Genomic DNA, 22,880 nt, shown 5'->3' on the forward strand with positions numbered 1-22,880 from the left:
ATGATCAGATTCGAGAACGTCGAAGTGAGCTTCGGCGAGAAAATCGCCATCCCGGACCTGACCCTCGAGATCGAGCAGGGTGAGTTCTTCACCCTGCTCGGGCCCTCCGGGTGCGGCAAGACGACGGCCCTGCGCACGCTCGCCGGGTTCATCGAACCGTCCCGGGGTGAGATCTACATCGACGGGAAGGTGGCCACCCGGCTGCCGAGCGAAAAACGCAGCGTGGGCATGGTCTTCCAGAACTACGCGCTGTTCCCCAGCATGAGCGTGTGGGAGAACATCGCGTTCGGCCTGCGGGTGCGAAAGACCAGAAAGGCCGAGACGGCGCTGCTCGTCGACGAGATCGCCGCTCAGGTCGAGCTCAGCGAGGAGCAGCTCGCGAAGAACGTGTCCGAACTCTCCGGTGGCCAGCAGCAGCGGGTCGCCATCGCCCGGGCCCTCGTGCTCAAGCCGCGCATCCTGCTGCTCGACGAGCCCCTCTCCAATCTCGACGCCAAGCTGCGCGTGCAGCTGCGCGAACAGCTGAAGAACCTGCAGCGGGAACTCGGCATCACCACGGTGTACGTCACGCACGACCAGGAAGAGGCGCTCACCATGAGCGACCGGATTGCCGTGTTCAACCACGGTGTGGTCGAGCAGGTAGGCACCCCGGAGGAGATCTACAACCGCTCCGGCACCGAGTTCGTCTGTACCTTCGTCGGTGCGATGAACAAGCTCTCGGGCGACGTCGTGCACCAGCTGCGCCAGCGCGGTGGCACCGGTCTCGCACCAGCAAAAACGTCGTACCTGCGCCTGGAGAAGGTGTCGTTGCAGGCGCCCCCAGGCAACACGGATGCGATCCGGCTCGATGGCGTTGTCGCCGGCCGTTCCTACCACGGCTCGCACAGCACCTACACAATCGACAGTCATGGCAGCAGCATTCGTGCTCTGGTGCCCGAGGGCGGCGGATCTGCGCTCGAACCGGGTTCTGCGGCGCGACTGTATATCGACCCGTCGTCGATCCTGCAGTACTAAAGGAGAACATCCGTGCGCACTTCGTCGTGGGCTTCAATGTTCCGATCCCCGTTCGTCGTCATCATCACCCTGGTGACGCTGTGGTTCGTGGCGACGTTTTTGGTCTTCCCGAACGCCAACCTGCTTATCAGAACCTTCTTCCCGGAGGGTCAGTTCAGCTTTCGGGCCGTCGAGAAACTGGTCAGCTCCGAACGTGCGATGAACAGCCTCTGGCACAGCTTCGCGTTGGCCGCCACGCTGGCCGTCACGGTGAATGCCGTCGGCATCTTCATCGTTCTCGTCACCGACTATTTCAAGATCCGGGGCGCACGGATGCTGTGGCTCGGCTACGCCACCACCCTTATCTACGGGGGCATCGTGCTCGCCGCCGGCTACAACTTCATCTACGGCCGCTACGGATTCGTCACCAACGCCGTGCGCAACTGGTTTCCCGAGATCGACCCGAACTGGTTCTCCGGTTACTTCGCGGTCGTCGTCGTGATGACGCTGGCCACGACGACGAACCATATGCTTTTCCTGGGATCGTCGCTGGCGAAGATCGACTACCAGACCATCGAGGCGGCGCGCAATATGGGCGCGTCGACCATGGGCATCCTCTGGCGAATCGTCTTGCCCGCCCTGCGCCCGATGATCTTCGCCGTGACAATTCTCACCTTCCTGACCGGTCTCGGCGCACTGACAGCGCCGCTCGTGTTGGGCGGCACCGATTTCCAAACGATCGCCCCGATGATCCTCACCTTCTCCAAGAGCACCGGGTCGCGTGACCTCGCCGCGCTGCTCGCCGTGATCCTCGGCCTGGCGACCATCGTGCTTCTGGCAATGATGAACCGGGTCGAAAAGTCGGGGGTGTACTTCTCGGTGGCGAAGGTGGCGACCCCGCTGCAAAAACAGAGAATCCCGAACCCAGTGGCGAACGCTGCCGTGCACGTGGCCGCCTACGCTCTCTTTGTCGTCTACGCGACGCCGGTGCTGCTGATCGTGCTGTTTTCCTTCGTGCACTCGAGTGCCATTGTCACGGGGAGCATCAGCTGGAATTCGTTCACGCTCGACAACTACGCCACGGTCTTCGGCACGCCCGCGGTGCTCCGGCCGTTCGTGGTCAGCGTAGTATACAGCGCGCTGGCGTCGGTGATCGTGGTCGGCGGGATGCTGTTCGTCTCACGGTTGCTGCAGAAGCACCGCAACCCGTTGACCGTCACGCTGGAGTACCTGCTGCACATCCCCTGGATCCTGCCGACGATTCTCATCGCCCTCGCCCTCGTCATGACGTTCGACCGCCCCAACGCGATGGTCGGCGGCCAGGTGCTCACAGGCACGACGAGTCTCCTGCTGATCGCCTACGTGATCGTGAAGATCCCGTTCACCCTGCGATTGCTCAAAGCGGCTTTCGCGTCGGTGCCGGAGTCGCTCGAGGATGCCGCCCGCATCCTCGGTGCCGGGTCGATGTTCACCCTTCGCACGGTGCTGGTTCCGCTGGTTCTCCCGACCGCGGCTGCGATCACGGCGCTCAACTTCAACAGTCTGCTCGACGACTATGACGCCGCGGTGTTCCTGTATCACCCGCTCTACCAACCCCTCGGTGTCGCGATCAAGGCCAGCACGGAGGGGGAGAACAACCTCGACTCCATGTCGATCACGTTCGTCTACACCGTGCTTCTCATGATCATCATGGGGTTCACCATGTACCTGGTCTACGGGCGAGGAGGCTCGTCGACGAAGCGCCATACGCGCCGCGCGCGCACTGTCGCGGCGAAGTAGTCGGGGCGGAGTCCTCCCTGCGGCTGAACATCAGCCCGAGCGGTCAGGCTCCACGTGCGGCAGGCCAAGCGCCTTGCCCGCGTGACCGAAGGTCGATCTGCGACCCGGAGTCAGACTGCCGACTCCACGGCATGCGTCACCGCGTCGAGCACGGCCCGCACGGCCGCCGGGTCGCCGAGGATGCGGAAGTGCCCACCGACCCGGAGCTGGATGTTGCGGGCGCCGACGAGTTCACTGCCCTCGGGGACATGCGGGTCGAACACCCCGTAGATAGACGTGATGCGGTTGTTGCCCCGGTGGTCCAGGCCGAGGTCGTGCAGGGCCATGTTGGTGGGAGCGAAGGCACGGATGCTCGGCACGACCCAATAGCGCGCATAGCGGGAACCGCCGAAGGGTGAACTGATCGCGGTCATTCCGCTCACCCGGCGGCCCGGGTCATCCGTCGTCATGAGCAGTTTGCCGATCAGGCCGCCCTTGCTGTGCGCCACGATGACGACGCCGTTCAGGTTCTCCCGCTCGAGGTAGGCGGCCACGGTCGCGGCGGCATCCGCCAGAGAACGCCGGTTGCGGCCGAGCTTCGCCACCACGTGCACCGGATGCCCGTGGCCGTGCAGTATCTCAATCAACGGTCGCATGAACTGCCAGGATTCATACACCCCGGGGATGATCACGATCGGGGCTTTGGTACCGGAGCGGAAGTCCGTGGGCCGGGCGCGGGAGAGGAACGCACGGGTCTGGCCGGTCGCCGCATAGACATAGTCGAGCAGCCACCACCAGGCCTCGCGCAGATGGCGACTCAGCAGACGGGGGTTCAGGAGACGGCGAATCATTGTGCCGGGTGCGCGACCGACGGAAGCCGCAGGGCGTGCCCCTCGATGATGGCGGCGGTTTGCACGGCGGCACTGTGGTGCACCAGGTGGCGGTGCCCCGCGACCTCGAACACATGCCCGTCCGGCGCGGCGGCGGCCAGCGATGCACACCAGGTGCTGCCCGAGACGGGGTCGTTGGTGCCTCGGATCACGAGGATGGGGGAGTGCACCTCGCCAAGGGCCAGGTCGGTGCGGTAGCCGAGCATGGGGACGAGCTCGGTGGAGAACCAGCGCGGGCCGCACTCGAGGTAGTCACGGAACACGATCAGATTGCCCGACGGCGACTCCTTGGCCACATCCCGGGTCAGGCCCAGCGCCTGTTGCACGGCTGTCGACCGGCGGGGATCGGTGACAGGGCCGATCAGAACCAGGTGGGAGACGGCATCGGGGCGTTGCCGGGCCACCTCGGTGACGAATTGGGCGCCCATCGAATGGCCGACCAGGACCGCCCGCGGCACCTCGAGTCGATCAAGTAGCCGGCCGAGCAGGGCGCCGTATTCTTCGACAGCGAGCGGCCGAACGGGCCGGCGGGTGCCGCCGAATCCGGGCAGATCGAGCGAATGGGTATGCCCGATGGCGGCCAGGCTCCTCTGCACCCGGCGGTAGTAGCGGTGCGACGCCCCGATGCCGTGGACCAGCAGGTAGGTCGGCGCGTCCGGCGAAGGCGAGGTGCTCTTCAGGGAGTGCACGGTGAATTGGTGCCCATCAACCTCGATGCTGCGGCTACGGGCAGGAACAGCGGCTGCGCGCCATCGTTCGACACGCGCTCGGTCGGTGCTCGTCACGGGATTTCCTTCGGGTTCAGGTGCAAAAATCCTAGCCTCCGGCAGTGTCGGGTGGCCTGGGCGCTCACGGGGGCTGAGACATCCGTCACTGATAAGACGGATGCGGGCCGAATTCGTCGCGCCCGCGGCGCCGATGGGTCGGGCGCGCCCTGCCTGGCGGCCTGCCCGGCGCCCTGCAGCCCCGAGAGTCGCCGATTCTGCCGAGAATCGCCGCTGGAACGGCGACGCTCGGCGCAAACGGCGACTCTCGGCGGCTCTCGGCGACCCGCGCCATCCCGCAGGATAGAAGGCATGGCCCACCGTCAACGAAAACCCGCCGATTCTGACCCCGCCCGTGACCGGGCGGACAAGACGTGTGCCTCGTGTGGGCGGCGCATCGAGTGGCGCATGAAGTGGGCCGACAACTGGGAGTCGGTGAAGTACTGCTCGACCACTTGCCGCGCACATGGGGTCACGGCGACCGACCTCAAGCTGGAAGAGGCTATCGCGACACTGCTCAGTGCGCGGGCGACGAATGCCACGATCTGCCCGTCCGAGGCGGCGAAAGTGGTCGGCGGTGACGGCTGGAACGACCTGATGGAGCCGGCCCGACGCGCCGCACGCCGCATGGTCGCCCGCGGTGACCTGCAGATCATGCAGGGCGGGGCCGTGGTCGATCCGTCGACGGCGAAGGGTCCGATCCGGTTGCGGCGGGTGCGGACATAGGCGCAGTACCCGCGCTCACCGAGTGCCGTGGCCCGAGACCCTTGCCCGCATTCTGGCGTCCGCCACCGCGCGGTCGTCGGTCGTGCTGCGGCGCGAGCGTGAGCAGGTGCTCAAACTGGCCGGTCGCCGCCGCACGGATTTCCCCCGGCTGCTGGTGCAGTCGGGGATTGCATAGGGCGAGCGGCGGTCGCCGCTCGTCACCTAACGGATTGGTTCACCCCGAGCCGATAATCGGCTCCGTGGTGCTCCTCGGGCAGACGGTCGCCGCGCCCGTGCAACTTGTTGCGTAGAGTGCCCTCGACGTACTCCTCCGGGTAGGCCCCGCGACGACGCAGCTCGGGAATCACGAACTCGACCACGTCTTCGAACGTTCCGGGTGTGATCGCGTAGGCGAGGTTGAACCCGTCAACATCGGTATCGGCGACCCACTCCTGCAGGTGATCGGCAACCTCTTCCGGTGAGCCGACGATGAACGGCCCCAGGCCGCCGATTGCGCCGAGCTTCGCGATGTCACGCACGGTCCACTCGGAGCCGTCATCATTCGCCGCCTGGAAATTTGCCACCGCCGACTGGATCGCGTTGCTCTTCACGTTGCCGATCGGCTCGTCGAGGTCATACCGGGAGAGATCGATGCCCATCCAGCCCGACATGAACACCAGGGCGCCTTCTTCGCTCGCGTAGGAGAGGTAGTCCTGATGTTTTGCGTGCGCCTTCTCGCTGGTCTCGTCGGTGATGATTGTCAGCAGCGTGTAGATCTTCGCGGAGTACCGGTCTCGACCGGCCTGCTCGAGCGCATCCCGGATCTTGCTCACGGTCGCGGTGAGGCCGGACTTGGTCGAAGCGGCCACGAAGATCGCCTCGGCGTTGCCGGCGGCGAAGGCGATACCGCGCGGCGATGCCCCGGCCTGATAGATCACCGGCGTGCGCTGCAACGACGGCTCGGACAGGTGGATCCCCGGCACGGTGAAGTTCTTGCCGTAATGCCCGATCTCATGCACCTTGCTCGGATCGGTGAACACCCCGGTCTCCCGGTCGCGGATGACGGCATCGTCTTCCCACGAGCCCTCCCACAACTTGTACAGCACCTCGAGATATTCGTCGGCGACGTCGTAGCGGTCGTCATGCTCCAACTGGTCTTCATGCCCCATGTTGCGGGCGGCGCTCGGCAGATAACCGGTGACGACGTTCCAGCCGACGCGACCCTTCGTCAAATGGTCGAGCGTCGACATCCGTCGTGCGAACGGGTACGGATGCTCGTACGCTGTACCCGCGGTCACGCCGAACCCGAGGTTCTCGGTCACCGCCGCCATGGCGGAGACGAGCAGAATCGGGTCGTTCACGGGAACCTGGGCCCCGTGCCGGATCGCTGCTTCGTTCGAACCGCCATAGACGTCGTACGTTCCGAGCACATCGGCGATGAAAATGCCATCGAAAGTGCCTCGCTCGAGCAGCCTGGCCAGGTCGGTCCAATAGGAGAGGTCCTTGTATCGCCAGGACTGGTCAAGCGGATGCCGCCACATTCCTGAGGACTGGTGCGCGACGCAGTTCATGTCAAAAGCGTTGAAGCGAATTTGTCTGGGCATGCCACCCATCCTGCGGCGCGGTCGTTGACGGCGCCACAGCACTCGCCATTTGGCGTAACACACGGGGAGCGACGGGCTGAATCTCGCAGATCCGCCCGGAGCGGCGCGGTTTGAATCCCTCGCCGCGCACGAGACCGCAACGCTGCCGCCGACGCTGCTGGCCGCCTGGGTCGTACGGGCCACCGGCACGACGACCATATTCGCGCTGCTGTTGACCATCGTCTTCTCGGTCGCCCTTGTATCGGCTCCAGCAGTTCGGGCGCCATTCTCAGCGTGCTCGGCTGGCGCTAATTGTTCGACCTCGTGCTCCTGATCACCCTCAGCGTGCTCGTCGTGGGCGGCTTGGGGCTGAAGAACGTCACCACTCCGCGCAAGACGCCGATCGACGTGGTCTTGGTCATCCTCTCGCCGCCCGGCTTCGGCAAGCTCGTCTACGGCCTCAGCAACCTGAATGCGGAATCCGGTGGCATCGGCTCGGTTGCGGGCTGGCTGCCGACCGCTCCGGGCCCATTCGTCTGCTGATCGCGGGCTCCAGCCGCGTTCCTGTGCGGCGCCGTGATCTCGCTGTTCGCGATCCCCGCGGCGTTCTTCATTCGCCGCGCGGCAGCTGCGCCGTTCCGCGCGTGGCACGCCATCGGCGCAGCGGCGCAGCACGCGCGCAGCGAGACCAGGGCCGCCGCGCGGGGCCCGCCGAATCCGGTGTCCCGGCCCGGCTACCCATGACTTTCACAGAATACTGAGCGTTTGTTCAGAAACATGAGACAGAGTATAAGTTTCGTCTGCGCCGTCCCCCGAAAGCGCAGGCCCGATGCTCAGTAAGTTGGCGCGCGCACGCGTGCGAGCTTGCGTAACACGGAAGTCAAGCGCACATACATGCCCGAAACACCCGAAGAAATCCGCATCCGATTCGCTGCCCAAAATAAGCGAAGCAACAGCATTCCCAGCAGCAACAGCACCACCGGCCCCACCAAGATCAACCGCCCGCACCGCATCGTGCTCATCGCCACCAGTGTGCTCGCCGTCACCGGCCTCGCAGTCGGCGCCGGCTTCGCCGGTCAGTCCGCCTCCGCCACCCAGGACCGTGTCTCGGCCACAACCGAACTCGCCGACAGCACCGGCCTGCACCGTGAACAGCTCGGCGCCTACCGCGCGGTCGCCAAGGCGCACGTCGACAACTCGGCATCCATCACCCTGAACGAGGCCAATCAGGTCATCGCCGCCACCCAGGACAAGGTGGATGCCTCCAGCCTCGCCGCGGTCGCCAGCTCGCTCGCCAGCTACGAGATCCTCCCTCTCGACGAGATCACCTCGCTGACCGCCCAGACCAAGGCCGAGACTGCCGCCGTCACCGCGGCGTCGATCGAAGCCGATCGGGTCGCCGCCGAGGCCGCCGCCGCTGAGGCCGCCGCTGAGGCCGCCGCCGCCGCTGAGGCCGCTTCTCAGGCCGCCGCCGCTGAAGCCACCCGTGCCCAGTCGCTGGCCTCCGGCAACACTCCTGCCGGCGCGCGCGCCACGGCTCAGGCCATGGCCGCGTCCCAGTACGGCTGGGGCGCCGACCAGTTCTCCTGCCTGAACCAGCTGTGGCAGAAGGAATCGGAGTGGAAGTACGACGCCGTGAACTCCAACGGCGGTGCCACCGGCATCCCGCAGGCGTTGCCCGGCAACAAGATGGCGACGGCCGGCAGCGACTGGGCCACCAACGCGACCACGCAGATCGCATGGGGCCTCGGCTACATCAAGGCCTCCTCCTACGGCACCCCGTGCGCCGCCTGGTCTCACTCGCAGGCCAACAACTGGTACTGATGCCCTGATCACCCGCAGCAACAAGGCCGGTCGTCCCCTCGTGGAGGGGCCGACCGGTTTTCTCGTTGCCGGGCTCTCAGCTGTCGGTTCGCATGCACCGAAGGGACCCGTGCTGCACTAGCCTTCGAAGGGCGGATGTTGTGGGGACAGCACGGCTCGGCGCGGTCGACGCCGCATCGAGGCTCCCGGCTCCGGCAGAAACAGGGAGCGGCAACATGCACGGGATCGCACCGGCCAGACATCCGTTACGTCGATTCGTGCAGGTCGTGGCCGCGCTCGCGGTTTCGGCGGCGCTCGCGCTCGGGATGCCGGCCGTCGGGACGCCCCTGGCCGCGTCGGCAGACACCGGTGACTTCACATTCACCTCCTTCGAGGCCGACTACTACCTCTCCCGTGACGACGCCGGGCACTCCACCCTGCGCACGGTCGAGACGTTCGTGGCGCAGTTCCCGAACTTCGACCAGAACCGAGGCATGGTGCGCCTCCTCCCCAACGACTACAACGGGGTGCCGCTGAACACCACCGTCGAATCGGTCACCGACGCCACCGGAGCCCCCGTCTACTTCGAGACCTATGACCAGGGCTCCGTCACCGAGGTGCCGCTCGGCACCGATGAGTTCGTGCGCGGCCAGCAGACCTACACGATCACCTACACGCAGCAGAACGTGGTGCGCGCGTTCGCCGACACCGACGACGACGAGCTCTACTGGGACACCAACGGCACCGGGTTCGACCAGTCGTTCGGCTCCGTCACCGCGCGCGTGCACGTCGACCCGAGCGTCGCCGAGTTCCTCACCGGCGACACCGCCTGCTATTCCGGGGCCCAGGACGACGGCGCCCGGTGCGAGATCAGCCAGACCACGGATGCCGCAGTGCCCGGATCCACGGGCCAGCTGTTCACCTCGTCCGTGGAGGGTCTCGGTCCGCGGCAGAACCTGACCGTGGCCATCGGCTTTGCACCCGGCACCTTCGTGTCGGTGCCGGCCTCGGCCAGCTACAGTGCGAGCGATTCGGACAACGGCGGGGGAGAACCGGCGACCGGGCTGCTGTTCCTGGTGGCGGCTGTCGGCTTTCTCGGGGTCGTGCTCGCCTTCATCCGTCGCCGACTCGGCCAGCGCGACGCCCGCGGCCGAGGCACCATCATCGCCCAGTACAGCGTGCCGAAGGGTTACAACCTGCTGGAGGCGGGGGACCTTGCGAATCGGTCGAAGACGGCTATCGCCGCAGAGCTTGTGAGCCTGGCGGTGCGCGGCACGGTGCGCATCCTCGACTATCCGGTCAGCGCCGGCGGCGGCGACTACACGCTGCAGCTGCTGACCGTGGAAGGCGTGGACGCTCAGGAGCGAAAGCTGCTGGAGACGCTGTTCCCCCGCCTGACGATCGGAGCGACGCGGGAACTGGGGGTCGCCGACAGCACACTCGCCGCCAAACTGAGCGCGTTCCTCCCCGCCGCGACAGCGTCGGTCATCGAGCGCGGCTGGCGGGCCAAGGTGACCGGCTGCGGCGGCAGGTGGATCGCCATCGGAATGGCCGTCGTGCTGCTGCCGGCCCTGGCCATCCTCGGTGCGGTGGCGCTGATCGACGGCTCCCCGAAGTTCGGCGAGGTGATGACGGTCGCCGTCATCGCAGCGCTGTTCCTCTACCTGGCCCTCTACCTCGCCCAGGGCACGGTGCAGCTCACCGATTCCGGGGCCGATCAGCGCGACTACCTCAAGGGACTGAAGGTCTATCTAGAGCTCGCCGAGGAGGAGCGTTTCCGCATGCTGCAGAGCCCGGACGGCGCGCTGCGGGTCACGATGCCTGCCATGCCGGGTGTCGCTTCGGGGGCGCTGCCGAGCCCGGTGACGGATGCCGCCGGCGCACCCGACACCGTCGAACTGGTCAAGCTCTATGAGGAGCTGCTCCCCTTCGCGGTGCTCTGGGGCGTCGAACGGGACTGGGCGAAGGAGCTCGTCGTGCTCTACGAGCACGGGGCGCCGGCGCCGGGCTGGATCGTGTCGCAGGGAGGCTTCACCGCGAGCGGCTTCGGCGTCGCCATGAACGGTTGGGTCGCCTCGGTCCTCACCTCTGCCACGGTTCCCGTCAGCTCCAGCAGCGGCGGCGGATACTCCGGCGGCGGAGGAAGTTTCTCCGGCGGCTCCGGCGGCGGCGGGTTCTCCGGCGGTGGCGGTGGCGGAGGCGGTGGCGGCGGCCGCTGACGGCTGTGCAGCCGTCCCGCAGCCGTCCCGCAGCCGCTGCCCGTCGTGCCGGCGCGGGTGCCGCGCCGCTTCGCTGGTGGCATGCCATCCGCAGAGCGGCGCACCTCCCGCGCGTCGAGCAGAGTGGAACGGGAAAGGGCGACGGATGCCCCGCGCCGCCTACGCGGCGTCGCTCGGCACGCGCAGGGTGAGGCTACCGGCATCCACCCAGGTCTTGAAGGCCACGGCGGTGCCGAACCCGTCGCCGTCGAGTTCGATCTCTTCCGGACGGTTGAGCCGCAGCACGAGCTTCGTGCCGGTGGCGTAGTTGAGCGCGTCGACATCATTGGTGCGCAGTTTGCGGCCCAATACCGTTCGGCTGAGCACGCCGTTCTCCCACAGCACCTTAGACAGAATTTGCAGCCAGCCGCCGAAGCCCTCCGGCTTCAGTACGACCACGTCGAAGAGTCCGTCGTCGAGGGCGGCGTCGGGAATCAGCTCGATGCTGGCCGGAAGCGACCCGCAGTTGCCGACCATGATGGTGTGCGCGCGCATCGCCTGCTCGGGCTTCGCGTTGAGCCGGTACCGGAACCGTAGATCGCTGTCGTCCTTGCCGACGGCGATCATGGCTTTCACGTAGGCCAGCCAGCCGGCCTTCGCCTTGAGGTCGTCGTCGGTGTTCGCGAGCATCTTGGCATCGAGGCCGAGCCCGGCCATCACCAGGTAGGCGTGCCGGTCGACCGACCGGTCGGCCCGCTCGATGTCGATCAGGCACACGTCGATCACCTTGTCCTGGCCGGCGAACGCGGCTCGCAGGGCCAGCCCGGTGTCGGCGAGGGGCAGCTGCAGGTTGCGGGCGAGCAGGTTGCCGGTGCCCGACGGCAGCAGCGCCAGTGCGCACTCCGTGCCGTGGACGGCTTCCGCGACGGCGCGCACGGTGCCGTCGCCGCCGGCCACGATGATCATGGTGGCCCCGGCTTCGATCGCCTTCCGGGCCGGTCCCTGCCCCGGGTCCTCAGCTGACGTCTCGAACCACAGCGTCTCCGGCCAGCCGGCGGCCGATTGCTGGGCCTCGACGGCGTCCCGGAGCTCGTCGACGTCAACCTTTATGGGGTTGTAGACGACCGCGGCGAGCCGGGGTGCGCTCACGTCATCGGTCAGGTCGTCGTGGTGCAGATCGGTGCTCGTCATGTGGGGTCCGTTCGATGGTGGAAGCTGGTGCCTTCCGTCAATGGGTTCTCACTCATCTAGACGGATGCCGCTGCCCATTTGTCACGCGACCCCGCAGTCGGGCGCCCCTTCCCAGGCGCAGACCCACTCCTTATGCTGGCACCACTTCGCTCGAAAATCACGTTCCTCTCGTTCGCTTCAGGGTGGGAAGACTCTCCTGAACCCCGGCCGAATCTGCCGGGACGCTTTCGGGGGTCCCGCGGCGCGGGTAGTGTCACCAACGGTTCTGCCCAGCCGGCCACGCCAGAGCCGGTTGCTGCCGGGCCGATCGCTACCGCACCGCTCGCTGCCGCACCGCTCTCCGCGGAGCCGGCTGACGGCATCCGGAACCGTCGATGAAACGAAAGGGTCAATTCAATGCCCCCCGCGACACAAACACAGAATGTCACCGATGCGCGCACCATGGCTCGGCGAACGGGCACCCTCCTCGGAGGGATGCCCTATTTGAGGTTCGGCACGGGCTCGCCGCTGGTGGCCATCCCGGGCCTCACCCAGAACTTTGAACCGACGGTCGGCGTCGAGCGCATGCTTGTGACCCGGATGCTGGCTCCGGTGGCGGCCCGGCACCGCGTGCTCAGGCTGACCCCGCGCCCGGGCCTCGACCCGAACGCCAGCATGGCCGACATCGCCCGGGACTACGCCGACGCTCTGCGCCTGGAGTTTCCGGGGCCCATCGACGTGATCGGCACGTCGACCGGCGGGAGCATCGCCCTGCAACTCGCCGCCGACCATCCCGATGTGGTGCAGCGTCTCGTCGTGGTCTGCGCGGCCTACACCCTGGGGCCAAACGGCAAGCAGGTGCAGCGTCGGGTCGCTGAAGAGGTTCTTGCCGGGCGCCCGCGGCAGGCCGGCCGGAAGATGTTCAGTGTCCTCGGCGACAAGCCCCCGAGTCGGCTGGCAGCCGGCATGGGCTGGATGCTCGGACCCCGCACGTTCGGCAAGGCCAGCCCCGACCTGATCACCACCATTCGCGCCGAAGACGCCTTCAACCTGCGCGACCGGCTCGGCGAGATCGAAGCGCCCACCCTGCTGATCGGTGGTGACCGGGACGGTTTCTACACGCCCGAGCTGTTCCGCGAGACGGTGGCGCGCATCCCCAACGCCCGCCTCATCCTCTTCCCCGGCAAGGGGCACATGGCCGCGATCTCAGACCCACGCCTCCTGCCGGACGTCCTCGAGTTCCTCGACGGCTCCGACGCGGGCGGCCGCGCTACGGGTGCCCACTCCCCGAGTGCACGCTCTGCGGGCACTCGTCCGTCGACGCTGTAGCCGTCGCCTGGCGGGGTCGTTGTTGACCCGGAACGTCGGTGAGACGACAGCTGTCCCTGGCTTCGCCCGGGACGATTACGAGGTGGCGCTGCGGACCAGCTTCGAAGCACGGGGGTGGTGCTTCTGCCGTGCCCGGTACCAGCTTGGGCCCGAGCTGGTCGGCTAAACGATTGCCCTAGGTGAGTGCCGGGATGATCGCGCCGGAGAACACCTGCCAGGCCAGCGCGGTCTTGGCGACCAGGCTCAGCGTGATGTAGGCGCGCTCGCCGCGGAGGTAGTCGCGCCAGCCGCCGACCTGACGGTACTGCAGCACCTGGTTGACGGCGAACGTGTTGAAGAACAGGAAGAGGGAAATGATGATGCCGTAGACGAAAGCCGGCGGTGCGGCCTCGGTGTTCGAGCCGGGGGCGATGAAGTAGGTCAGGATGACGACCCACGGCACCACGCCCACCATCGACCCGAAGATGAAGGGCAGGAACTTGCCGTTGCCGGGTGTCTCGTACTTCTCCTGCAGTGCCCCGAACATGATCATGGCGGCGTTGGCGGCGAAGATCGCGAACAGGGCCGCGATGTCGGTGATGCCGGTGATCTGGGCGATCAGCCAGATCATGATCGAGGAGCTCAGGGAATATTCGACCCAGCGGAAGTAGTTTCGGTTGGCTTTGAGCCCCGCCGCGTAGCGGGGGAAGAATTTCGGCGACGAGATCAGGAAATGGAAGAAGGCCGAGAGCGCCAGGAACGAGACGACGCCGATGCCCACGTTGACGTCGAACAGGGTCACCCGCTCGGGTGGCAGCGGCACGCCGGGAGGAGCAGACAGATAGTCGGCGGTGACGGCAAAGGTGACCTGGGTGCTGAGCAGGGTGAGCACGTATGCGAAGCCCAGGGCCTGCACGAGGTGCAGTGAGCCGGCCACGATGTTGTAGACGCGGAGGCGGGAAATTTTCTGATCGGGGGTGTAGTTCTTGCGTGCCATCGGGGCTCCTCCACAGGTCAGGTGAGGCCGAGACTAGCAGGGTCGCCGACTGCCATTACCCAAGCGTCAGACCACGCCGAGCGGCAGGTGTTCCCCGGCCGGCAGCCGCACCCGAATCGGGTCCCCGGGAGCGACGCTTCCCCCGGTGACGACGATTCCCATGATCCCCGCTTTGCGGATCACCTGACCGGCATCATCCGTGTCGATCAGCGTCTTCATCAGCCCCTTCTGGTACCCGTTGATCAGTGAGCAGGGGTTGCGCAGCCCGGTGATCTCCACGACCGCGTCGGTGCCGAGCCGCAGCCGGGCACCCCGCGGAAGGCCGGACAGATCCAGCCCGCGGGTCGTGATATTCTCGCCCAGCTCGCCGGGGGAGACCTCGAAGCCGGCCCCCCGCAGCTCGTCGAAGAGCTCGGCGGGCATGAAGTGCACCTGGGTGAGGTTCGCCCTGGTCGGATCCTTCACGATCAGGTAGCGGTGCTGCGTCGTGGCTCCGGCGTGAGCGTCGCCCTCCACCCCGAATCCCGCGATCAAACGGATGTCCGGGACCGTCGGCTTGCTGAACGCGTGCCGTTCGTCTCGGCTGACCGACTCCACCGTGGCCGTCACCGTTGCCGTCACTGTGGCCGTCGCATCCTGCATCATGCCCCGAGTCTCGCATGAGGGCCGCCGAGAATTCACCCAGCCGATATAGCATTTCTGCGTCGCAAACGTAGGCTAGGTGGGTGTTCAGCGAGTCGAGTCGAGTCGAAAAAGGTCAGTCGTGAAAGTCATCAGCTATAACCTCCGCAAGAATCGTGCCAGTGGTGAGCTCATCGCCCTGGCCGAGAACTACGATCCCGACGTCCTCTGTCTGCAGGAATGCGACACCCTCGAGCTCCCCGAGGAGATCGGTCTCCTGCACCTCGCCGACTCCACTGTGCGCAACCGACTCGGCCTGGCGATTTACTATCGCATGGACCGGTTCACCAACGAGCGCACCCAGACCTTCGCGCTCAAGAAGTCACTGCACGACCGCGTGCTGACCCCCGCTCATGAGCGCCTGATCGGCACCCGATTGACCGACCTCGCCGCCCACCGCGAAATCGTCGTCGCTTCGTTCCACGCCGCGCCGCTCACCGCGCTCAACTCTCTGCGGCGCAACCAGATCCGCACCGCGCACGAAGAACTGCACGTGCTCGGGCCGGGCCTGCCGACCCTGATGGTGGGCGACTACAACTACCCGATCTTCAAGGGGCGCCTCGGCGACCACATCACCCAGTCCGGCTACGACCTCACCCTGAGCGACACCCGAACGTACACGCGCTACAAGTTCTTCCGCGGGCATTTCGACCTGGCAACCTCCATCGGGCTGACCATCGACAGTGTCGAGACGCTGCCCCTCGGCACCTCTGACCACCTGCCCATCCTGGTCACTTCCACCTACAGCGACGAGTCGGTGAACGCCACGAATGTGCCGGCCAGCCTCGCCGAGACGGAGCGCGCTCCGGGCGGCGAATTCGCGATCTAAGGGGGGGGGCCTCGACTACTGAGCGTCGAGGGCGGGGCCCCGTCTACTGGGTGTCGCCGCGCGTCCAGAGCAGGTGGGCACGCACCGACAGGGATCCGCCGATCAGGAGGGCCACGCCCGCCATCCAGAGCAGGACGGTGAGGAACGCGTTGGCTGTCACGGCGTTGAGAATGATCAGGGCCACCCCGAAGGCACTGAAACTGAACCCGGCGACGGCGCAGGTGGTGAAGGACCAGTTCTTCATGCGGGTGGTTCCAATCGGGTGGGGATTCGACAGCGTTTACGGTAGCAGGCCCGCGGGGCGCATACCGTGCCTTGCCTGCCCAGAACTAGTGAGTCCGAATCGGTTGGTTGCATCGCTCCCGGATTGGCAGAGCTGACTGCACCGCGCGGACGCTGTTCAGCACGGGCGAGCGCCGGGTTCGGCGTCGAACCAATTCGACGGAGATTTTGGGTGAAATCACCTTCCAGACTGGGTTTAGGGCAGATTTCGGCAGAATCTCCGTCGAATTCGTTCGGGACGGATGGCTGGCCGACCTCGTGTCGCCGGAGGTCGCCGACAGAGTGGAAGCCGACCAACGTGGAGCAGCTCTGGATCCACGGCGGCATCCTCACTCGGTGTCGGAACTAGCCGTGGCTACCCACTGGCTCTCGGTGTGCCAGTTTCTCAGGTGATGCCGGCCCGCCGGCGCGACTCCGTGTGCTCGCCCATGCGCGCGTTCGACTCCCTGGTGAACTGCTTCCAGGCGTCGAGCTTGCCGGGCAGGATCGGCACGAACAGACTGATGCTGTTCAAAACTCATCCTCTCTTCAGATTGTTTTTCCAGCGCATGTTTCAGTCCCGAGTCCCGAGTCCCGAGTCCCGAGTCCCGAAGGGCTCAATCACCGACCAGCAGAATCTTGCCCACGTGAACGGATGCCTCCAGCCGCCGGTGCGCCTCGGCGGCCTTCTCGAACGGGAAAATGCTGTCGATCACCGGGCGGAAGCGGCCGGATTCGAGCCAGGGCCAGACATCCGTCCTGAGGGCCCGCATGATGGCCGCCTTCTCCTCGAACGGGCGGGAGCGGAGGGTGGTACCCCAGTACCGGCCGCGCTTCTGCATCAGATGGAACGGATTGAAGTCGGCGTTCTCGCCGCTCTGGTTGGCGATCACCATGATGCGGCCGTCGACCGCCAGTGCCGCCACGTTGCGGGCCGCGTAGGAGCCACCGATGATGTCGAGGATCACGTCGGCGCCGCGCCCCTCTGTGGCGGCCTGGATTTCGGTGGGGAAATCCTGCTCGCGATAGTTGATCAGGATCTCCGCGCCCAGGCTGCGGCACACCGCCAGCTTCTCGGCTGAGCCGGCCGTCGCGGCCACCCGCGCGCCGGCGAGCACGCCCAGCTGGATCGCGGTGGTGCCGATGCCGCTGGCGCCGCCGTGCACGAGCAGCGTCTCCCCGGCGGCCAGCCCCGCACTCAGGAACACGTTCGACCACACGGTGGCCAGCGCCTCCGGCAGGCCCGCCGCCTCGACGAGGTCCACGGATTCGGGCACGGGCAGGGCCAGGTCTTCGTGCACCACGGCCTCGGTGGCGTAGCCGCCGCCGGCCAGCAGGGCACACACCCGGTCGCCGACCGCGAACCGCTTTGCCTCGGCGCCGACTTCATTGACGACTCCGGACACCTCCAGCCCGGGCCACTGCGGCGCCCCGGCCGGCGACGGGTAGCTGCCCAGCCGCTGCGCGACATCCGCCCGGTTCACGCCGGCCGCGGCGACCCGAATCCGGATGTCGCAGGCCCCGACGGGCAGGTCGCTCACCGTTGTGAGGGTGAGGGCATCGGGGCCGCCGGGGGTGTCTACGATGATCGCGCGCATCGGGTCAGCCTACGCGCGTGCACTTTGCGACGGATCCACGACTGCGCGGTGGTTCGGTCTGTGGAACCCGGCCACGGAATCTACGATGGTAGACAGGGGCGTGGCTGTTGCATGCCTTGGGTCGTACGCACGTGATCCGCAATGACGCGGAGATTTTCTGATGGAGGCTTATTTCAATGACGTCTGAGTCCACCCGCACCGGGAAATCACCGGCAGGCAGCACACTCGACGCTTTCCTGGGCGACTACTACGAGCACCTGGCCGGGGAAGACCGGCAGAACTCCGATGGGGGAACCCTCCGCGAGCGGGCCGTCCATCATTGGCAGGTCGCCCAGAGCCGCACCCCCAGCACCCCGAACATCGAGATCCGGAACGAAGCCGGCCGCAGCATCGTCTACATCGTCACCGACGACATGCCTTTCCTGGTTGACTCGGTGACCGCCGAGCTGGTGCGCCAGCACTCGGCCATCCACCTCGAAGTGCACCCGCTACTAGTCGTGACCCGCGACCGGAACACCAACGAGCTCCTCGGCGTCACCCGCGTGCACGGAGGCGACGGCGCCCGGCCCGGTGACGTCGACGAGACCGTCACCCAGGTCGAGTCGTGGATCGCGATCGAGATCGAAACCGCCAACGACGAGGCGCGGGCTGCTCTGGTCGCCGGGCTGGCCACGGTCCTCGGCGACGTTCGCGCCGCCAACGAGGACTGGCAGGCCATGCGAACGAAGGCCGTGGAGATCGCCGACGCGCTCGGCGACGTCGCCCACGCCGAGGGCATCCAGGAGATCAAGCAGGCGCAGGACTTGCTGCGCTGGCTCGACCGCGACAACTTCACCTTCCTCGGCTACCGGGAGTACGACCTGGAGACCGTCGACGGAGAGGACGTGCTGAGCATCCGTGACCGCAGCGGCCTGGGGCTGCTGCGCTCCACCGAAGACGGGCACCAGATTCAGCACCTGACGGATGCCGGCCGGCTCAAGGCGCGCGAGCGTAGCGCCCTGGTGATCACCAAGGCGAACTCGCGTTCCAGCGTGCATCGCCCGGCGTACTTCGATTACATCGGGATCAAGAGTTTCGATGCGGACGGCAACGTGCGGGGGGAGCAGCGCTTCATCGGCCTGTTCGCCGCCACGGCGTATACGAGCTCGGTGCGGGATGTGCCGATCCTGCGCGAAAAGGTCGACGCCGTGATGGACCAGGCCGGGTTCCCGCCAGGGTCGCACAGCGGCAAGGAGCTGCTCGGCATCCTGGAAACCTACCCCCGCGACGAGCTGTTCCAGATCGACGTGCCCACCCTGTTCACCACCACGCTGGCCATCCAGCGTCTGCAGGAGCGGCGGCGCACCCGGCTTTTCCTCCGCCCGGATGTCTACGGCCGGTTCATGACCGCGCTGGTCTACTTCCCCCGCGACCGGTACACCACGGCCGTGCGGCTGCGGATCGAGAAGGAGCTGCGGGACACCTTCCACGCCGAGTCCGTCGACTTCGAGGCCCGGATGACCGAGTCCGCGCTGGCCCGGCTGTTCTTCCGTATCCGGTTGCAGAAGAACGACACGGTCGGCGTCGTCGACGCCGTCGCGCTGGAGCACCGGCTGGTGATGGCGGTGCGGTCCTGGCCCGAGGGGATCGGCGAGAAACTGCGCGAGAGCCACCCGCTGGACGAGGCGGAGCGCCTCTCCGAACTCTGGTCGGAGGCGTTCCCCGCCAGCTACCGGGTGGATTACGAGCTCGAGGAGGCCGTGCAGGACATCGAGCGATTCGAGGCCGGCGCCGCGGCCGCCGCCGCGGCGGCGGCCGCCGGGACCGGGCCGATCCGGCCGGCGCTGAACGTGTATCTTCCGACCGGCACGGGCGCTGGTGACACGGTCATCGACGCCGACGACGGAAGCACCGCGGGACGCGGCGTCACGGCGGAGGATGCCCGGATCAAGCTCTACATGATGGAGCCCAAGAGCCTGAGCCAGATCCTGCCGTTCCTGCAGAACCTCGGCATCGAGGTGCTCGACGAGGTGCCCTTCGAGATCGAGACCGCCGACGGCCGCGCGTTCTACCTCTACGACCTGGGCTTGAGCTACCCCGAGGGCGTGGACCCGGTTGCGACCGGCGCACTCCTGGCCGACTCCTTCGGCGCCGCCGTCAGCGGGGCCATCGAATCGGACGGCCTCGACCGACTGGTGCTGCGGGAGGGCATGCCCTGGCACCGGGTCGTCATCCTGCGCAGCTACGCCAAGTACCTGCGCCAGGCCGGAAACACCAACTCCTACGGCTTCATCGCCGATACCCTGCTGGCAAATCCGGCCGTCACCCGAGGGCTGGTGGCGCTCTTCGAGGCCCGGTTCGATCCGGAATTGGCCGAGCCGGAGCGCATCCGTCGCAGCCTGCAGGTCAAGGATGAGCTGACGGCGGCCATGGAAGCGGTCACCACGCTCGACGCCGACCGGGTGCTGCGCACCCTGATCAACCTGATCGAGTCGTCGCTGCGCACGAACTTCTTCCAGGACAAGCCCTACCTGAGCATCAAGCTCGACCCGACCACGATCGAGCTGTTGCCGTTCCCGCGGCCGAAGTACGAGATCTGGGTGTACTCCCCGCGGGTGGAGGGCGTACACCTCCGCTTCGGCAAGGTGGCCCGCGGCGGGCTGCGCTGGTCGGACCGGCGGGAGGACTTCCGCACGGAGGTGCTCGGCCTGGTCAAGGCGCAGACGGTCAAGAACGCGGTGATCGTGCCGACCGGGGCCAAGGGCGGGTTCTTCGCCAAGCAGCTGCCCGATCCGGCGCTGGACCGCGCGGCCTGGATTGCCGAGGGCATCGGGAGCTACAAGACCTTCATCCGGGGGCTGCTCGACCTCACCGACAACCTGGTGACCACGGCGGAGGGGGAGCGGCTCGTGCCGCCTGCCCGGGTGGTGCGCCACGACGACGACGATTCCTACCTGGTCGTCGCGGCCGACAAGGGCACGGCCACCTTCTCCGACATCGCCAACGGCGTCGCCGCCGAATACGGTTTCTGGATGGGCGACGCGTTCGCCTCCGGCGGCTCGATCGGCTACGACCACAAGGCAATGGGCATCACCGCCCGCGGCGCATGGGAGTCGGTCAAGCGCCACTTCAGCGAACTGGGCGTCGACACGCAGGCCGAGGACTTCACGGTCGTCGGCGTGGGCGACATGTCCGGCGACGTCTTCGGCAACGGCATGCTGCTCTCGGAGCACATCCGTCTGCTGGCGGCCTTCGACCACCGGCACATTTTCCTGGACCCGAATCCGGATGCCGCGCGCTCCTTCCAGGAACGAGCGCGCCTCTTCGCCCTGCCGCGGTCGTCGTGGGCGGACTACGACACCAGCCTGATCAGTGCCGGCGGCGGGGTCTTCCCGCGCCAGGCCAAGGTGGTGCCGATCTCCGCCGAGGTGCGCACCGCACTCGGGCTGCCGGACGGGACGGTGCGGCTGAGCCCGCCGGAACTGCTCCGCGCCATCCTGGCCGCCCCGGCCGACCTGCTCTATAACGGCGGCATCGGCACCTATGTGAAGGCCAGCAGCGAGACGGCCGCGCAGGTCGGCGACAAAGCGAACGACGCCATCCGGGTCGACGGCCGGGATCTGCGGGTCAAGGTCGTCGGCGAGGGCGGCAACCTCGGGATGACCCAGCTCGGGCGCATCGAGGCGGCCCTCACCGGCGTGATCCTGAACACCGACGCGATCGACAATTCCGCCGGGGTGGACTGCTCCGACCACGAGGTCAACATCAAGATCTTCGTCGACCGGATGGTGGCCGCCGGCAAGTTGGCCGAGTCGGAGCGGTCGGAGTTCCTTGCTTCCATGTCCGACGAGGTGGCGCGGCTGGTGCTGGAAGACAATGTCGACCAGAACATCCTGCTGCTCAACGACCGGGCGAAGGTGACCACCTGGAGCCCCAGCTACGAACGGCTGATGGACTGGCAGGAGGCCTCGGGCGACCTCAAGCGCAAGTTGGAGGCGCTGCCCACCACGGCGACGCTGCGGGAGCGCCTTGAAACGGGCCAGGGCCTGACCTCACCCGAGCTGTCCGTGCTGGCGGCCTACGCCAAGATCGATCTGGCGACCACGCTGCGGGACAGTGACCTGCCCGACGACCCCTGGTTCGGCCGAACCCTGCGCCGGTACTTTCCGGTGCAGCTGTCCGAGCGCTTCGACGCCGAGCTCGACACGCATCCGCTGCGCCGCGAGATCATCGCCACCGTCGTCGCGAACAACATGATCAACCTCGGCGGCGTGACCTTCGCGTTCCGGGCTATGGAGGAAACCTCGGCGAACCAGGCCACGGTCGCGAAAGCCTTCGTCGCGCTGCGGGAGATCTTCGAAATCGACGTGCTCGTGGCCGAGGTCAACGCCCTGCCGTCGTCGTTCCCGACCAAGCACTGGACGTCGATCCACCTGGACATCCGTCGCCTGCTCGACCGGGCCGTGCGCTGGCAGGTCAACCAGGGGGCGTCGCGACCGGTGGGCGAGGTGGTGGCCCAGTACAAACCGCAGATGGACCTGATGCGCGCCCACCTGGAGGATTACCTCAAGGGCGGCGACCTCAAACGCGTGCAGTCCCTGCTGGAGACCGCCCAGGAGTGGGGCGTACCGGAGAACCTCGGTCGCCGGTGGGCCGAACTCTTCGAGGCCTTCGCCCTGCTGGACGTGGCGCAGATCTCCGCCCAGGTCGATGAGCCTCTGGCCGACGTCGCCGGCGTCTACTACACGGTCTACGACCGGTTCCGGGTGGACAACCTGCTGGAGCGCATCACCGTGCTGCCGCGCAAGGACCGCTGGCAGGCCCTGGCCCGCGCCGCCCTCCGCGACGACCTGTACTCGACGGTCGCCGATATGACGCGGGCGGTGCTGAAGGAAACACAGGCCGGCCACGCCGACGCCCGACTGCTCGCCTGGGAGGCGCTCAACGCGGAACAGTTGGGACGGGCTCGCAGCGTGTTCGAGGAGGTCAACGCCCTCGGTCAGGACGACATGGCGTCCCTGTCCGTGGTTGTGCGGCTGCTGCGCTCGATCGTGCGCCGCTGACCTGCCGGCTGCGGACATCCGTCGCTGCGCGCTGCTGCCCACTATTACTGCCTGCTGCCACCGGCCGTTTGGGGCTAACTCAGGAGAATGGCGAGCCTGATGAGTGTGGGCCGGCATCGGCCGCGGAATCACGAGGCGGGTGCCGGCCGGGCACGGGGATCTCCTGAATTAGCCACAGGGGATGGCCCGAACCGACGGATGCCTGGGCCCGGTCAGGGTCGCCCGCGGGCAGCCGGTGTCCCGAACCAGCCTCCGCCGCAGCGTGGCTGACTCAGGAGATCTGACAACGCAATGCCTCTT

19 protein-coding genes are annotated in these 22,880 nt (G+C 67.0%); 10 read left to right on the forward strand and 9 right to left on the reverse strand.

Going from position 1 to position 22,880, the window contains the following annotated elements; all coding sequences use genetic code 11:
* Both E3N86_RS06465 and E3N86_RS06470 read left to right on the forward strand, forming a co-directional pair.
* Positions 1-1,014, forward strand: coding sequence for an ABC transporter ATP-binding protein (locus E3N86_RS06465; RefSeq protein ID WP_134374055.1), 1,014 nt, complete (start codon positions 1-3; stop codon positions 1,012-1,014).
* 12 nt (positions 1,015-1,026) lie between these two features.
* Positions 1,027-2,772: an iron ABC transporter permease gene (locus tag E3N86_RS06470; protein WP_241980792.1), complete on the forward strand. Its 1,746-nt coding sequence runs from the start codon at positions 1,027-1,029 to the stop codon at positions 2,770-2,772.
* Positions 2,773-2,882: 110 nt separating this feature from the next.
* Here E3N86_RS06470 and E3N86_RS06475 read toward each other — a convergent pair whose 3' ends face one another.
* A complete protein-coding gene (locus E3N86_RS06475; protein ID WP_174843000.1) occupies positions 2,883-3,602 on the reverse strand; it encodes a triacylglycerol lipase in 720 nt (239 codons plus the stop codon).
* A complete protein-coding gene (locus tag E3N86_RS16770; RefSeq protein WP_166784784.1) occupies positions 3,599-4,426 on the reverse strand; it encodes an alpha/beta fold hydrolase in 828 nt (275 codons plus the stop codon). The genes E3N86_RS06475 and E3N86_RS16770 overlap by 4 nt, the downstream gene beginning before the upstream one ends.
* Before the next feature lie 291 nt (positions 4,427-4,717).
* On the opposite strand from E3N86_RS16770, the gene E3N86_RS06485 reads away from it, so the two are divergent.
* On the forward strand, positions 4,718-5,131 hold the full coding sequence (locus tag E3N86_RS06485; protein WP_134374051.1) for a DUF2256 and DUF3253 domain-containing protein: 414 nt from the start codon (positions 4,718-4,720) through the stop codon (positions 5,129-5,131).
* Positions 5,132-5,153: 22 nt separating this feature from the next.
* On the forward strand, positions 5,154-5,306 hold the full coding sequence (locus E3N86_RS16775; protein ID WP_166785035.1) for a hypothetical protein: 153 nt from the start codon (positions 5,154-5,156) through the stop codon (positions 5,304-5,306).
* Positions 5,307-5,328: 22 nt separating this feature from the next.
* On the opposite strand, the gene E3N86_RS06490 is transcribed toward E3N86_RS16775, so the two are convergent.
* Positions 5,329-6,714 carry an LLM class flavin-dependent oxidoreductase gene (locus E3N86_RS06490; RefSeq protein ID WP_104099292.1) on the reverse strand — a complete coding sequence of 462 codons (1,386 nt, stop codon included), beginning with the start codon at positions 6,712-6,714 and terminating at the stop codon, positions 5,329-5,331.
* Between the two features lie 291 nt (positions 6,715-7,005).
* On the opposite strand from E3N86_RS06490, the gene E3N86_RS06495 reads away from it, so the two are divergent.
* From E3N86_RS06495 to E3N86_RS17070, 3 genes are all read left to right on the forward strand, one after another.
* Positions 7,006-7,236, forward strand: coding sequence for a hypothetical protein (locus tag E3N86_RS06495; RefSeq protein ID WP_134511595.1), 231 nt, complete (start codon positions 7,006-7,008; stop codon positions 7,234-7,236).
* Positions 7,237-7,587: 351 nt separating this feature from the next.
* Positions 7,588-8,517 carry a hypothetical protein gene (locus E3N86_RS16990; RefSeq protein WP_174776138.1) on the forward strand — a complete coding sequence of 310 codons (930 nt, stop codon included), beginning with the start codon at positions 7,588-7,590 and terminating at the stop codon, positions 8,515-8,517.
* Between the two features lie 215 nt (positions 8,518-8,732).
* Positions 8,733-10,715 (forward strand): DUF2207 domain-containing protein, encoded by a 1,983-nt coding sequence (locus tag E3N86_RS17070; protein ID WP_194087814.1) that lies wholly within the window; start codon positions 8,733-8,735, stop codon positions 10,713-10,715.
* Positions 10,716-10,874: 159 nt separating this feature from the next.
* On the opposite strand, the gene E3N86_RS06510 is transcribed toward E3N86_RS17070, so the two are convergent.
* Positions 10,875-11,885, reverse strand: a complete 1,011-nt coding sequence (locus E3N86_RS06510; protein WP_134511597.1) for a diacylglycerol kinase family protein — start codon at positions 11,883-11,885, stop codon at positions 10,875-10,877.
* Between the two features lie 474 nt (positions 11,886-12,359).
* Between E3N86_RS06510 and E3N86_RS06515 the strand changes: the two genes are divergently transcribed.
* Positions 12,360-13,193 (forward strand): alpha/beta fold hydrolase, encoded by an 834-nt coding sequence (locus tag E3N86_RS06515; RefSeq protein ID WP_166785036.1) that lies wholly within the window; start codon positions 12,360-12,362, stop codon positions 13,191-13,193.
* Between the two features lie 175 nt (positions 13,194-13,368).
* On the opposite strand, the gene heR is transcribed toward E3N86_RS06515, so the two are convergent.
* Together heR and E3N86_RS06525 are read right to left on the reverse strand one after the other, a co-directional pair.
* On the reverse strand, positions 13,369-14,169 hold the full coding sequence (gene heR, locus E3N86_RS06520; protein ID WP_134342833.1) for a heliorhodopsin HeR: 801 nt from the start codon (positions 14,167-14,169) through the stop codon (positions 13,369-13,371).
* Positions 14,170-14,235: 66 nt separating this feature from the next.
* On the reverse strand, positions 14,236-14,814 hold the full coding sequence (locus tag E3N86_RS06525; protein ID WP_241985965.1) for an MOSC domain-containing protein: 579 nt from the start codon (positions 14,812-14,814) through the stop codon (positions 14,236-14,238).
* Between the two features lie 118 nt (positions 14,815-14,932).
* On the opposite strand from E3N86_RS06525, the gene E3N86_RS06530 reads away from it, so the two are divergent.
* The gene (locus E3N86_RS06530; protein WP_134342834.1) at positions 14,933-15,679 is read left to right on the forward strand and encodes an endonuclease/exonuclease/phosphatase family protein; all 747 of its coding nucleotides are present in this window, start codon (positions 14,933-14,935) and stop codon (positions 15,677-15,679) included.
* A gap of 43 nt (positions 15,680-15,722) precedes the next feature.
* Here E3N86_RS06530 and E3N86_RS06535 read toward each other — a convergent pair whose 3' ends face one another.
* From E3N86_RS06535 to E3N86_RS06540, 3 genes are all read right to left on the reverse strand, one after another.
* A complete protein-coding gene (locus tag E3N86_RS06535) occupies positions 15,723-15,923 on the reverse strand; it encodes a hypothetical protein (protein WP_134342835.1) in 201 nt (66 codons plus the stop codon).
* 423 nt (positions 15,924-16,346) lie between these two features.
* Positions 16,347-16,475 (reverse strand): hypothetical protein, encoded by a 129-nt coding sequence (locus tag E3N86_RS17620; protein ID WP_255408677.1) that lies wholly within the window; start codon positions 16,473-16,475, stop codon positions 16,347-16,349.
* Positions 16,476-16,557: 82 nt separating this feature from the next.
* Positions 16,558-17,538, reverse strand: coding sequence for an NAD(P)H-quinone oxidoreductase (locus tag E3N86_RS06540; protein WP_134374035.1), 981 nt, complete (start codon positions 17,536-17,538; stop codon positions 16,558-16,560).
* 176 nt (positions 17,539-17,714) lie between these two features.
* Here E3N86_RS06540 and E3N86_RS06545 point away from each other — a divergent pair, with 176 nt between their 5' ends.
* Positions 17,715-22,580, forward strand: coding sequence for an NAD-glutamate dehydrogenase (locus E3N86_RS06545; protein WP_134511599.1), 4,866 nt, complete (start codon positions 17,715-17,717; stop codon positions 22,578-22,580).
* Positions 22,581-22,880 lie beyond the last annotated feature (300 nt).

It is taken from the genome of Cryobacterium sp. Hz7, assembly GCF_004402815.1.
GTDB lineage: Bacteria > Actinomycetota > Actinomycetes > Actinomycetales > Microbacteriaceae > Cryobacterium > Cryobacterium sandaracinum.

Excerpts from the sequence above, each read along its gene's own strand:
- E3N86_RS06465 (WP_134374055.1), top strand. The coding sequence starts at position 1 with ATGATCAGATTCGAGAACGTCGAAGTGAGCTTCGGCGAGAAAATCGCC.
- E3N86_RS06475 (WP_174843000.1), bottom strand. The coding sequence starts at position 3,602 with ATGATTCGCCGTCTCCTGAACCCCCGTCTGCTGAGTCGCCATCTGCGC.
- E3N86_RS06485 (WP_134374051.1), top strand. The coding sequence starts at position 4,718 with ATGGCCCACCGTCAACGAAAACCCGCCGATTCTGACCCCGCCCGTGAC.
- E3N86_RS06490 (WP_104099292.1), bottom strand. The coding sequence starts at position 6,714 with ATGCCCAGACAAATTCGCTTCAACGCTTTTGACATGAACTGCGTCGCG.
- E3N86_RS16990 (WP_174776138.1), top strand. The coding sequence starts at position 7,588 with ATGCCCGAAACACCCGAAGAAATCCGCATCCGATTCGCTGCCCAAAAT.
- E3N86_RS17070 (WP_194087814.1), top strand. The coding sequence starts at position 8,733 with ATGCACGGGATCGCACCGGCCAGACATCCGTTACGTCGATTCGTGCAG.
- E3N86_RS06510 (WP_134511597.1), bottom strand. The coding sequence starts at position 11,885 with ATGACGAGCACCGATCTGCACCACGACGACCTGACCGATGACGTGAGC.
- E3N86_RS06515 (WP_166785036.1), top strand. The coding sequence starts at position 12,360 with ATGCCCTATTTGAGGTTCGGCACGGGCTCGCCGCTGGTGGCCATCCCG.
- heR (WP_134342833.1), bottom strand. The coding sequence starts at position 14,169 with ATGGCACGCAAGAACTACACCCCCGATCAGAAAATTTCCCGCCTCCGC.
- E3N86_RS06525 (WP_241985965.1), bottom strand. The coding sequence starts at position 14,814 with ATGATGCAGGATGCGACGGCCACAGTGACGGCAACGGTGACGGCCACG.
- E3N86_RS06535 (WP_134342835.1), bottom strand. The coding sequence starts at position 15,923 with ATGAAGAACTGGTCCTTCACCACCTGCGCCGTCGCCGGGTTCAGTTTC.
- E3N86_RS06540 (WP_134374035.1), bottom strand. The coding sequence starts at position 17,538 with ATGCGCGCGATCATCGTAGACACCCCCGGCGGCCCCGATGCCCTCACC.
- E3N86_RS06545 (WP_134511599.1), top strand. The coding sequence starts at position 17,715 with ATGACGTCTGAGTCCACCCGCACCGGGAAATCACCGGCAGGCAGCACA.